This is a genomic window from Mesorhizobium sp. M0052 (assembly GCF_040323255.1).
In the GTDB taxonomy this organism is placed as follows: domain Bacteria; phylum Pseudomonadota; class Alphaproteobacteria; order Rhizobiales; family Rhizobiaceae; genus Mesorhizobium.
This window is the reverse complement of record NZ_JAMYUS010000006.1, coordinates 312,958-324,790: the sequence shown is the minus strand read 5'-3', so window position 1 is coordinate 324,790 and position 11,833 is coordinate 312,958. Positions and strand designations below refer to the sequence as shown.

At 64.2% G+C, this 11,833-nt stretch carries 8 protein-coding genes and 1 tRNA gene; 5 read left to right on the top strand and 4 right to left on the bottom strand.

All coding sequences use genetic code 11. The features are described from left to right. Positions 1–259 precede the first annotated feature (259 nt). From NKJ77_RS10815 to NKJ77_RS10805, 3 genes are read left to right on the top strand one after another with little or no spacing between them, the layout of a single operon-like run. On the top strand, positions 260–1,183 hold the full coding sequence (locus NKJ77_RS10815; protein ID WP_023684574.1) for an ABC transporter permease subunit: 924 nt from the start codon (positions 260–262) through the stop codon (positions 1,181–1,183). A 9-nt stretch (positions 1,184–1,192) separates the two neighbouring features. After that, entirely contained in the window at positions 1,193–2,320 is a 1,128-nt protein-coding gene (locus NKJ77_RS10810; protein WP_023670736.1) for an ABC transporter permease, read from the top strand. Between the two features lie 47 nt (positions 2,321–2,367). Then, the gene (locus tag NKJ77_RS10805) at positions 2,368–3,987 is read left to right on the top strand and encodes an ABC transporter ATP-binding protein (protein WP_352535171.1); all 1,620 of its coding nucleotides are present in this window, start codon (positions 2,368–2,370) and stop codon (positions 3,985–3,987) included. Positions 3,988–4,029: 42 nt separating this feature from the next. Here NKJ77_RS10805 and NKJ77_RS10800 read toward each other — a convergent pair whose 3' ends face one another. Together NKJ77_RS10800 and NKJ77_RS10795 are read right to left on the bottom strand one after the other, a co-directional pair. Beyond that, a complete protein-coding gene (locus NKJ77_RS10800; RefSeq protein ID WP_245262528.1) occupies positions 4,030–4,335 on the bottom strand; it encodes a hypothetical protein in 306 nt (101 codons plus the stop codon). Positions 4,336–4,543: 208 nt separating this feature from the next. Beyond that, a tRNA-Pro gene (locus tag NKJ77_RS10795) sits at positions 4,544–4,620 on the bottom strand. A 200-nt stretch (positions 4,621–4,820) separates the two neighbouring features. Here NKJ77_RS10795 and NKJ77_RS10790 point away from each other — a divergent pair. Both NKJ77_RS10790 and NKJ77_RS10785 read left to right on the top strand, forming a co-directional pair. After that, a complete protein-coding gene (locus tag NKJ77_RS10790) occupies positions 4,821–6,341 on the top strand; it encodes a phosphomannomutase/phosphoglucomutase (protein ID WP_023709832.1) in 1,521 nt (506 codons plus the stop codon). 11 nt (positions 6,342–6,352) lie between these two features. Then, positions 6,353–8,590: a mannose-1-phosphate guanylyltransferase/mannose-6-phosphate isomerase gene (locus NKJ77_RS10785; RefSeq protein WP_023709831.1), complete on the top strand. Its 2,238-nt coding sequence runs from the start codon at positions 6,353–6,355 to the stop codon at positions 8,588–8,590. Positions 8,591–8,662: 72 nt separating this feature from the next. Here the strand turns inward: NKJ77_RS10785 and betB are convergent, their stop codons facing one another. Together betB and betA are read right to left on the bottom strand one after the other, a co-directional pair. Next, the gene (gene betB, locus NKJ77_RS10780) at positions 8,663–10,126 is read right to left on the bottom strand and encodes a betaine-aldehyde dehydrogenase (RefSeq protein WP_023709830.1); all 1,464 of its coding nucleotides are present in this window, start codon (positions 10,124–10,126) and stop codon (positions 8,663–8,665) included. A gap of 51 nt (positions 10,127–10,177) precedes the next feature. Continuing rightward, positions 10,178–11,830 (bottom strand): choline dehydrogenase, encoded by a 1,653-nt coding sequence (betA, locus tag NKJ77_RS10775; protein ID WP_023709829.1) that lies wholly within the window; start codon positions 11,828–11,830, stop codon positions 10,178–10,180. Between the last annotated feature and the right edge of the window lie 3 nt (positions 11,831–11,833).

Sequence of the window (11,833 nt, the reverse complement as noted above, 5' to 3'; positions counted from 1 at the left end):
AATCACCACCCCCCCCCCACGCCTCCCACTCACCCACTCATGCCGCCCCTTGTTCTTTTTCGATAACCCCAACCCCCATTACTCAACCCCCCCTCCGCCCCCCCCCCCCCCCCCCCCCCCCCCCCCCCGGACTGGTCGGTCATCGCACCGGTCCGAAAGTCGTGGTCGATTTTCGGCAAGCCCGGTGCGAAGATTTGGCGCCGGAGCGTGGCAATGCGTCCGCATGGACGTATGTCGCTCTGGCCGAAGCGGGGCGCCGATGCTGCGATACATCTTACGGCGGCTTCTGACCGCCATTCCGACGCTGTTCGTCATCGTGACCATGGCGTTCTTCCTGATACGCGTCGCACCGGGCGGCCCCTTCAATCAGGAGCGGGGCCTCAGTCCCGAGATCAGGGCCAATCTGGAAGCACAGTTCGGCCTCGACGATCCGCTCTGGCTGCAATATGCCCACTATCTCGGCAATCTCCTGCGCGGCAATTTCGGGCCGAGCTACAATTTGCCTGACTTCACCGTCACCGAACTGTTTGCCAAGGGGCTGCCGATATCGGTCCAGCTCGGCACCTCGGCGCTGATCCTGGCGCTGCTGCTTGGTTCGGTGCTCGGCACCATCGCCGCGCTCAACCAGAACAAGCTTGGCGACTATACGGTGATTGCGCTGGCGACCGCCGGCAGCACTATCCCCACCTTCGTCATCGCTCCTGTGATTCAGCTGGTGTTCGGATTGACCTGGAAGCTGTTGCCGATCGGCGGCTGGGGTGATGGCGCATTGATCAACAAGATCGGCCCGGTGCTGACGCTGGCCTTGCCGCAGATCGCCATCGTTGCCCGCCTGATGCGCGGGTCGATGATCGAGAGCTTGCGTTCGCATCATATCCGAACGGCGCGTGCGCTCGGCCTCTCCGACTGGTCGGTGGTGGTCAAGCACGCGCTGCGCGGCGCCATCCTGCCGATCGTTTCCTTCACCGGTCCGGCAGCCGCGGCGCTGCTCACCGGTTCGGTCATCGTCGAGACCATCTTCTCCATTCCCGGTGTCGGCCGCTATTTCGTCGATGCCGCGCTCAACCGCGACTACACGCTGGTGATGGGGACCGTGGTGGTGATCGCGCTCTTCACCATCGTCTTCAACCTGATCGTCGACGTCATGTACGCGGTCGTCGACCCGAGGGTACGCTATGACTGAGGGTACGCTATGACTGACATCACAGCCGCCGCCGCTCCGCCGGCCGTCGTCGGCCGCTCGCTCTGGGGCGACGCATGGGCGCGCCTCAAAGCCAACCGCGCCGCCATGTTCAGCCTCTATTACCTGGCCTTTATTGGCGTCATCAGCATCTTCGGCCCCTGGTTCGTGCCGCATCAGTACACCACCATCTATGCCGACTATGTGCGCACGCCGCCAAGCTTTTCAGCCTATCCGAAGCCCGACATGATCGAGACGGCGCTCAAGGATGCCATCAAGCGCATGCGCGTCGACATCAAGGAGTGGAAACTGGACGGCAGTCGCGTCACCGTCACCGTCACCTCGACCAAACCGATCGACGACCGCAACATCCGCTATCTCGACCGCTCCGATGCCTTCGACGATACCAAGATAGAGAGCAAATCGGCCGACGGGCTCGAATTGACTATGACTGCGTCGGTCAAACAGCAGTACTTCCTGTTCGGCACCGACAACACCGGTCGCGATCTTCTCTCGCGAACGCTGATGGCAGGGCGCATCTCGCTGGCCATCGGCCTGCTTGCCGGCATTGTCGCCGTGGTCATCGGCGTCCTCTACGGGGCGGCGGCAGGCTTTTCCGGCGGCAAGATCGACGAGGTGATGATGCGCATCGTCGACGTGCTCTATTCCTTGCCCTTCATTTTCTTCGTCATCATGCTGGTGGTGTTCTTCGGCCGCAACTTCGTGCTGATGTTCCTGGCGGTGGGAGCGGTGCTGTGGCTCGACATGGCGCGCATCGTGCGCGGCCAGGCGCTGTCGATCCGGCGGCAGGAGTATGTCCAGGCGGCCGAAGCCATGGGCGTCGGCCAGCGCGGCATACTGCTGCGCCATGTCATCCCCAATCTGCTCGGACCAGTGGTGATCTACATGACGCTGCTGGTGCCGCAGGTCATCATCCTGGAAAGCTTCCTGTCCTTCCTCGGCCTTGGCGTGCAGGAGCCGATGACCAGCTGGGGCGTGCTCATCTCGGTCGGCGCCAAGAACATCGGCACCGCCAACTGGCTGCTTTTGTTCCCCGCCTTCTTCCTCGTGTCGACGCTGTTTGCGCTGAACTTCGTCGGCGACGGCCTGCGCGACGCGCTCGATCCAAGAGACCGATGAAGATGGGACGGATAAAGATGGGGACCGATAAGATGGGGACCGTTGCGATGGAAGCGCCCGAAACGATCCTCAGCGTCAAGGACCTTCGCGTCCGCTTCCGCACGCTCGACGGCGCGGTCGAAGCGGTCAAGGGCATCAACATCCACGTCAAGGCAGGTGAAACCGTTGCCGTGGTCGGCGAATCCGGATCCGGCAAGAGCCAGACCATGATGGCGGCGATGAGCCTGCTGGCGTCCAATGGCGAGGCGACGGGTCACGTCGACTATCGCGGCCGCAATCTTCTGACCATGACCAAGAGCGACCTCAACAAGGTGCGCGGCGCCAAGATCAGCATGATCTTCCAGGAGCCGATGACCTCGCTCGATCCGCTCTATTCGATCGGCAACCAGCTGATCGAACCGATCCGCAAGCACCGCGGGCTGAACGCAGCCGAGGCACGGAACGAGGCGCTCAAGCTGCTCAGGCTGGTGCATATCCCCGATCCCGAGCGGCGGATGAAATCCTATCCGCACGAAATGTCGGGCGGCCAGCGCCAGCGCGTCATGATCGCCATGGCATTGGCCAACGACCCCGACATCCTGATCGCCGACGAGCCGACGACGGCGCTCGACGTCACCATCCAGGCGCAGATCCTGGTGCTGCTCGCCGAATTGCAGCGCAAGCTCGGCATGGCCATCGTCTTTATCACCCACGATCTCGGCATCGTCCGGCGCTTTGCCGACCGCGTCTATGTCATGCGCTATGGCGAGGTGGTCGAGGAAGGCGAGGCGGAAGCACTTTTCGCCAACCCGCAGCATGCCTATACCAAAATGCTGCTGGCGGCCGAACCGACCGGCACCAAGGCGGCGCCGCCGCCCAGCGCTCCGGTGCTGCTGGAGGGCCGCAATGTCGAAGTGACCTTCAAGATCGGCGGCGGCTTCCTTGCCGGCGAACCGCTGCTGCTACGCGCCGTCGATCACATTTCGATCCGGCTGAAGCGCAACCAGACCATCGGTATCGTCGGCGAGTCCGGTTCGGGAAAATCGACGCTCGGCCGCGCACTTCTGCGCCTGTTGCCCAGCGACGGTGTCATCCGCTTCGGCGACCGCGACATCTCCACCGCCGACCGCCAGGCGATGCGGCCGCTGCGACGTGAGATGCAACTCGTCTTCCAGGATCCGTTCGGCTCGCTGTCGCCGCGCATGACCGTCGGCCAGATCATCACCGAAGGGCTTCTGGTGCATGAGCCGAACCTGTCAGGCAAGCAACGCGATCAGCGCGCCGTCGAGGCCTTGCTCGAGGTCGGACTCGATCCCAACGCACGCAACCGCTACCCGCACGAATTCTCCGGCGGCCAGCGCCAGCGCATCGCCATCGCGCGTGCCGTGATCCTGAAGCCCAAACTGGTGGTGCTGGACGAGCCGACTTCGGCGCTCGACCGCTCGGTGCAGAGGCAGATCGTCGAATTGCTGCGCAAGCTGCAGGCCGACCACGAACTGTCCTACCTCTTCATCAGCCACGATCTCTCCGTGGTGCGCGCCATGGCCGACTACATCATCGTCATGAGGCAGGGCAAGATCGTCGAGGAAGGGCCGACGGAAGAGATCTTCAGCAACCCGAAGGCGGCCTACACGCAGACGCTGATGGCTGCGGCGATCGATGTGACCCGGTTCCGGTTGAGTGCTTGAGATAGTAGCGTGAGGTTAATCAACAGGGCAGGGCCGAATCGCTCAGCCCGCTGACCTGGGGCATCGGCTGGTCCTCGTGGCGACAATGGCTGCCTCGCGCTCTTTCAGCCGTTCGATCCTGGCCGTCTCGCGGTTGGCGACGGCGCTCTTGACGCGTGCCCCGCCGAGCAGCCAGTTCGGCACGCTGGTGTTGGTGACCTTGCCGCGGGTGATGGCGGTCTGCGAGATTTCGCGCGCGGTATCGCCCACCGCATTATTGAGCTCGGCGCATGTCATGCGGTCGTATTTCGCCGGGTTGACCGCGCTGCCCAGCGATGAGCAGCCTGCCATCAGGAAAAGAACAAGCATCGCTGACAGCCGGCCTGCGCTTGAAATCAACAAATTCATCTTCCGCAAACCTCGTTCCGGCCGCTGTCTCGGCGGCATTCCTATTATCGAGGTAGCGCGGAAGGTTGTCGCGTCAAAACACCATGCTGACAGCGACGCCGACGCGGCCGGTTTGCATCAAGCTATCTTGTGGGTCGGGAGAAACAAATACCTAAGTATCTGTTTTTTCTGGTCGGAGTGGCAGGATTTGAACCTGCGACCCCCTCGTCCCGAACGAGGTGCGCTACCAGGCTGCGCTACACTCCGTGACCAGACCGCGGGCTTATAGCCGCCGCATACCGTTCCTGCAAGCGGCAATGGCAGCGCTTCTGTCGCATTTCGTTGGCTTTCGTTGGGCATTGCCGCAAAGCTTGGCTTTCCCTCCCGGGATAAACCCGGCTTAAAGCCTTGTGTGCTAAGTCGCAGCCTCGATAGATCGTGTTTTCGCCATCTGGAGCTTTGCTGCCTTGCCCCTGAAAATCGTAGGCGACGCCCGGCCCAACAGCTTCGAACTCGAAACCGAAGCGCTGATCAAGGCGTCCGGCTTTCGCGAATACGACGCGCGCTGGTGGTTCGGCCACGCCGGCTCCGCGCAGCCGCCGGAGCTGAACCTGATCGGCGTGCAGGCGCTCGGCATGGGGCTTGGCACCTTGATTCGCCGCCTTGGCGCTGGGCCCGACATCGTCACCGGCCATGATTTCCGTTCCTATTCGCTTGGCATCAAGCTGGCGCTGGTGTCCGGCCTGATGGCCGCCGGCGCCAGGGTTAGGGATATCGGCCTGGCGCTCTCGCCAATGGCCTATTTCGCCCAGTTCGCACTCGACGCGGCGTCCGTCGCCATGGTCACGGCGTCACACAACGAGAATGGCTGGACCGGGGTCAAGATGGGCGCGGCGCGGCCGCTGACCTTCGGGCCGGAGGAAATGAGCGCGCTGAAACGGATCGTGCTTTCAGGCGATTTCGACCTTGCCGGCGGCGGCTCCTACGATTTCGTCTCCGGGTTCCGCGAGACCTATCTCGACGACCTGACCAGGGACAAGCGCATCGCGCGCAAGTTGAGGGTTGTGGCCGCCTGCGGCAACGGCACCGCCGGCGCCTTTGCGCCGCAGGCGCTGGAGCGCATCGGCTGCGAGGTGATCCCCCTCGATGTCGAGCTCGACCACACTTTTCCGCGCTATAACCCCAACCCTGAGGACATGCAGATGCTGCATGCCATCAGGGACAAGGTGCTGGAAACCGGCGCCGATGTCGGGCTGGGCTTCGACGGCGACGGCGACCGTTGCGGCGTGGTCGACAATGAGGGCAACGAGATCTTCGCCGACAAGGTCGGCGTCATGCTCGCGCGGGACATATCAACCCAATATCCCGGCTCGACCTTCGTCGTCGACGTCAAGTCGACCGGCCTGTTCAACACCGACAGAGTCCTGCGCGCCAATGGCGCGGTCACCGATTACTGGAAGACCGGCCATTCCTACATCAAGCGCCGCGTCGCCGAGCTTGGCGCCGTCGCCGGCTTCGAGAAGTCGGGCCATTTCTTCTTCAATCCGCCGATCGGCCGCGGCTATGATGACGGTCTCATCACGGCAATAGCCATTTGTGAGATGCTCGTCCGCAACCCCACAAGTTCGATGGCCGATCTCTATCGCGCGCTGCCGCTGACCTTCGGCACGCCGACCATGTCGCCGCATTGCGCCGATGACGTGAAATACGGCGTGGTCGATCGGGTGGTGGCGGACTTCCAGGCGATGCAGCGCGCCGGCAAGGCTTTTGCCGGCCAGAAGATCGCCGAGCTGATCACCGTCAACGGCGTGCGCATCGTGGCCGAAGATGGCACCTGGGGCCTGGTACGGGCGTCGTCGAACAAGCCGGAGCTTGTCGTGGTTGTCGAAAGCCCGGTATCGTCCGACCGCCGCCGGCAGATGTTCGAGGCGGTCGACGCCGTGCTGCGCCGCAGCCCCGAAGTCGGCGCTTACAACCAGACGTTCTGATTGGACCTTTCATGACCGAGCGCATCGTCAGTTTTGTCATGAGCGGCGGTGTCGGTTCGCGGCTGTGGCCGCTGTCGCGCGAGGACAACCCGAAACAGTTCCACGATCTTTCCGGCGACGGCTCGATGCTGGCCAAGACACTGCGCCGGCTGACGGCGCGGCCGGAGGGCGAAACGCCGATCTTCCTGATCGCCGCCGAGCGCCATGCCGAGCGCGTGCATGCCGACCTTGCCGGCCTCGACCTCGCCGGCGGTGGCCCGCTGTTCGAGCCGACCGGGCGCAACACGGCTGCCGCCGTGGCGCTGGCCGCGTTGCGCACATTGTCGGAGTTCGGCGACAGCCTGGTTCTGGTGGTTCCGTCCGACCACGAAATCGCCACCCCCAGGCAGTTCTGGCAGAGCGTCCAGGCTGGCAGCCAGGCAGCCCTTTCCGGCCGTCTGGTGGTGTTCGGCATCAAGCCGACGCAGCCCGAGACCGGCTATGGGTATATCGAAGTCGCAGCCGAAAGCGGCGGCGTCTTCGACGTGTCGCGCTTCGTCGAAAAGCCCGACCTCGCTACTGCGCAGAGCTATCTCAGTGCGGGCACCTTCTACTGGAACACCGGCATTTTCCTGTTTCGCGCCGGCGCCATGCGCGACGCATTTGCGGCCTTCCAGCCCGACATCTGGCAGGCCACCGAAGCGGCCTACAAGGCAGCGACTTCGGATCTGTCCGGCCTCTATATGCCGCTCGACCTCTACGCCGCCATCCCTTCGAACTCGATCGACTACGCGATCATGGAACGGGCCAAGGACATCGCCATGGTGCCGGCCGGCTTCCGCTGGAACGACCTCGGCTCCTGGCAGTCGCTGCTCGATGTCGGCCCTGCTGATGCCAATGGCAATGTCGTCGTCGGCGATGTCGTCGCCATCGATTGCGAGAACTCCTACATCAGAAGCGACGGCCGGCTTTTGTCGGCGATCGGCATGAAGGACGTCGCGATCGTCTCGACGGCGGATGCCACCTTCGTCGCGCCGGTCAGCCACAGCCAGCACGTCAAGAAGATCGTCGAGCAGCTGGAGAAATCGGGACGGCTGGAAACCAGGTTTACGCCGGCACACGACCGCGTCATCGAGAGCGGCGCCTGGCGTCGGCGCGTGCATCACTGGCTGTTCGAGGAGACCTTGCCGCTGTGGTCGACTTCAGGCGTCGATGAGCGTCATGGCGGCTTCCACGAGGCGCTCGGCTTCGACGGCGAGGCGCTGCTGAAGCCCAAGCGCATGCGCACGACGGCGAGGCAAGTCTACGCCTTCGCCGTTGCCAAGGCCCGCGGCTGGGACGGTCCAGCCGATCGCCTGATCTCCCATGGCATCGCCTTCATGGCCGGGAAGGGCCGCACGGACCGGGGCGGCTGGGTGCGCACGCTCAATGTCGACGGCTCCGTCGCCGACCCAACCGAGGATGCCTACGACCATTCCTGCGTGCTGCTGGCGCTGGCGCATGCGCATATGTGCGGCGATCCGGATGCGCTGCGGCTGGGCCAGGAGACCTTCGTGTTCCTCGACGCGCATCTCGAGGACAGCCGCATGACCGGCTTTCTCGAGACATCCGATGGCGAGGGCGAGCGGCGCTCCAACCCGCATATGCATCTGCTCGAGGCCTTCCTCGCCTGGTATGAGGCGACCGGCGACCGCACCTATCTGCGCCGCGCCGCGCGCATCATCGACCTTTTCCGCAGTCATTTCTTCGATGCCGAGAGCTGGACGCTGGGCGAATATTTCGACGCCGGGTGGAAGCCGGCCGCCGGCGAGAAGGGCACATGGACCGAGCCCGGCCATCATTTCGAATGGGCCTCGCTGCTCACCGATTTTGTCGCCCGCAGCGGCCAGGGCGAGTTGAGCAATTTTGCCCGCAAGCTCTACGCCTCGGCCATCGCCAACGGCCTCAACCGCGCCACCGGCCTTGCCTACGGCGCGGTCTCCAGACAGGGCCTGCCGCTCGACCTTGTGTCGCGGAGCTGGCCACAGGCCGAAGCGATCAAGGCGGCGATTGCGCTGGATGGCTCGGGTGGTCCCGACCTCAAGCCGGAAATCGAGGCGCGCGTCGGCCGCCTGTTCCGCTGGCACATCGATCCGGCCCCGCTCGGCCTGTGGATTGACCGCATCGACGAACGCGGCCGCTCCTTGGCATCGGACGTGCCGGCCAGCATCTTCTATCATCTGGTCTGCGCGCTGACGCAGTATCTGGACGGCACGGCGCAGAAGGGGTGAGGTTGTTGAGAGGCCGGTGCGAGGCACCCCCCTCTGCCCTACCGGGCCAGGGGGGTGCCTCGCGCCAACCCCTCAATACGGGCTCGCTACATCCCCGGTCTCGACATACACCGCCTTCAGCTGCGAATAGAGCGCTAAAGCCGCCAGCGAGTTCTCGCGCCCGATGCCGGATTGCTTCACCCCGCCAAACGGAATTTCCACCGGCGTCAGATTGTAGGCGTTTATCCAGCAGGTGCCGGCCTGCAGTTCGGCGATCACCCTATGAGCGCGCTGCAGGTCGCGGGTGAAGACGCCGGCGGCGAGGCCGAATTCGGTGTCGTTGGCGCGGTCGATCACCTCGTCCTCGCCGTCGAACTTCAGCACGCTCATCACCGGCCCGAAAATCTCCTCGCGCGCAATGCGCATCTTATCGGTGACACCGGTGAACACGGTTGGTTCTACAAAGAAGCCGCCATCGAACCCTTGCAGCGACGGCACGTTGCCACCGCAGGCGAGCGTTGCTCCATCCTGCCTGCCGGCCGCGATGTAGGAAACGACCTTCTCCTGCTGCGCCTTGTTGACCAGCGGCCCCATCTGCGTCTCAGGATCGAGCGGATCGCCGATGCGGATCTTTTTCGTCCGCTCGACCAGCCGGTCGACGAAGCGGTCATGGATGCCGCTTTGTACGAAAACACGCGTGCCGTTGGAGCAGATCTGCCCGCTCGAATAGAAATTGCCGAGCATGGCGCCGCCGATGGCGTTTTCGAGATCGGCATCGTCGAACACGATCAGCGGCGACTTGCCGCCGAGTTCCATCGTCGCATGCTTCATCTTCGAACCGGCGAGCGACAGCACCTTGCGGCCGGTCGGCACCGAGCCGGTCACCGAAACCTTGGCAACGACATCATGGCCGACGAGGCCGGCGCCGACTTCGCCATAGCCTTGCACGACGTTGAACAGCCCGTCGGGCAGGCCCGCCTCTGAGTAGATCTCGGCCAGCGCCAGCGCCGACAGCGGCGTGTTCTCCGAAGGCTTGAATACCATGGCGTTGCCCATGGCGAGCGCCGGGGCGGATTTCCAGCCGGCGATCTGGATCGGATAGTTCCAGGCGCCGATGCCGACGCACACACCGAGCGCCTCGCGGCGCGTATAGGCAAAAGGTCCACCAAGATCGATCGCCTCGCCGTTGAAGGCGGCAACCGCGCCGCCGAAATATTCGAGGCAGTCGGCGGCCGATAGTGCATCCGCCACCAGCGTCTCCTGGATCGCTTTGCCCGTGTCGAGCGTCTCGATCCGCGCCAGATCGGCGTTGCGCGCGCGCAAAATGTCGGCGGCGCGGCGCAGGATGCGGCCACGCTCGACCGGCTTCATCCGCGCCCAGGCCGGTTGTGCGGCCCGCGCGGCTTCGATGGCGAGCTCCAGCACGTTCGGAGTCGCCGAATGCAAAGTGGCGATGACCTCACCGGTCGCCGGATAGATCACCGGCAGCGGCGCGCCGCCTTCGTCCTCGATGTAGCGGCCGTTGACATAGTGCGATGCCGTTGGCTGGGCGCGCATGCTGTTCTCCAGATGTATTCGCTATTGCGGAGCAGTCCGCCGGACAATGCCCTATCGATCCGCCACCTGCCAGCGCGGATTGATCCAGGGTTCCTGGTTGGATGGCGCCAGCGGCGTGCGGCCGAGAATGTGGTCGGAGGCCTTTTCGCCGGTCATGATCGAGGGCGCGTTGAGATTGCCATTGGTGACGCGCGGAAAGATCGAGGAGTCGGCGACCCGCAACCCGTCGATGCCGATGACGCGGCACTCCGGATCGACGACGCTCGTGATGTCATCGGCCCGACCCATCTTGCAGGTGCCGCACGGGTGATAGGCGCTCTCGGCATGATCCCGGATGAAGGCGTCGAGATCCTCGTCCGACTGGACATGCGAACCCGGCGAGATTTCCTTGCCGCGGAAGCCGTCAAAAGCCTTCTGGCCGAAGATCTCGCGGGTCAGCCGGATGCAGTGGCGGAACTCGGTCCAGTCGTCTGGATGCGACATGTAGTTGAAGCGGATGACCGGCGTCGCTTTCGGGTCGGGCGAGCGCAGCGTCACCGAACCGCGCGACTTCGACCGCATCGGCCCGACATGCGCCTGGAAGCCATGCGCCTTCGCCGCCGCCTTGCCGTCATAGCGCACCGCCGCCGGGATGAAGTGGTACTGGATATCGGGGTAGTCGACACCGGCCTGCGAGCGCACGAAGGCCGCGGCCTCGAAATGGTTGGTGGCGCCGAGGCCGGTCTTGAAGAACAGCCACTGCGCCCCGATCAGCGTCTTGGAGAATGGGTTGAGAACCGAATTCAGCGTGATCGGCTGGGTCGATTCCTGCTGGATGTAGAGCTCCATATGATCCTGCAGATTGCGGCCGACACCGGGCCGGTCGGCCACGACCTGGATGCCGTTCCCCGTGAGATGCGCGGCCGGGCCGATACCGGATAGCATCAGGATCTTGGGCGAATTGATCGACGATGCGGCGACGATCACCTCACGTCGTGCCTTAACGACCTGAATCTGTTTGTGAGCTTCGATCTCGACTCCGACGGCACGCTGATTCTCGATGATCACCCGGCGGGCGAAGCCTCTGATCACGCTGACATTTTGCCGCTTGAGCGCCGGCTTCAGATAGGCCGACGCAGCCGACCAGCGGCGGCCGCCGCGAATGGTTTGCTCCATCGGTCCGAAGCCTTCCTGCTTCCAGCCATTGTAGTCGTCGGTCAGTTCGAACCCGGCTTGGCGGCCGGCCTCGACAAAGGCGCCGTAGAGCGGATTCTTGCGCGGGCCACGCTGGACGTGCAGCGGGCCGCCGTGGCCGCGCCAGCCGTCCTCGCCGCCGTCACTGTCCTCCATGCGCTTGAAATAGGGCAGCACGTCGGCGAAGCCCCAGCCGGCCGCCCCCTGTTCGGCCCAGTGGTCGAAGTCGCGTGCGTGGCCCCTGACATAGACCATGCCGTTGATCGAGGACGAGCCGCCGATCACCTTGCCGCGTGGCGTCGCCAGCACGCGGCCGCCGAGATGCGGCTCCGGTTCGCTGGCAAAGCCCCAGTCGTAAAGGCTCATGTTGAGCGGGATCGACAGCGCCGACGGCATCTGGATCAGCGGCCCGATATCGGTACCGCCGAACTCGATGACGATCACCGAATGCTTGCCGTCTTCCGACAGTCGGTAGGCCATGGCCGAGCCGGCCGAGCCGGAGCCGATGATGACGAAGTCTGCTTCAAGCATGGT

Bases quoted from the DNA above. Each gene is read 5' to 3' on its own strand.
- NKJ77_RS10815 (WP_023684574.1), top strand. From the start codon at position 260: ATGCTGCGATACATCTTACGGCGGCTTCTGACCGCCATTCCGACGCTG.
- NKJ77_RS10810 (WP_023670736.1), top strand. From the start codon at position 1,193: ATGACTGACATCACAGCCGCCGCCGCTCCGCCGGCCGTCGTCGGCCGC.
- NKJ77_RS10805 (WP_352535171.1), top strand. From the start codon at position 2,368: ATGGAAGCGCCCGAAACGATCCTCAGCGTCAAGGACCTTCGCGTCCGC.
- NKJ77_RS10800 (WP_245262528.1), bottom strand. From the start codon at position 4,335: ATGCTTGTTCTTTTCCTGATGGCAGGCTGCTCATCGCTGGGCAGCGCG.
- NKJ77_RS10785 (WP_023709831.1), top strand. From the start codon at position 6,353: ATGACCGAGCGCATCGTCAGTTTTGTCATGAGCGGCGGTGTCGGTTCG.
- betB (WP_023709830.1), bottom strand. From the start codon at position 10,126: ATGCGCGCCCAGCCAACGGCATCGCACTATGTCAACGGCCGCTACATC.
- betA (WP_023709829.1), bottom strand. From the start codon at position 11,830: ATGCTTGAAGCAGACTTCGTCATCATCGGCTCCGGCTCGGCCGGCTCG.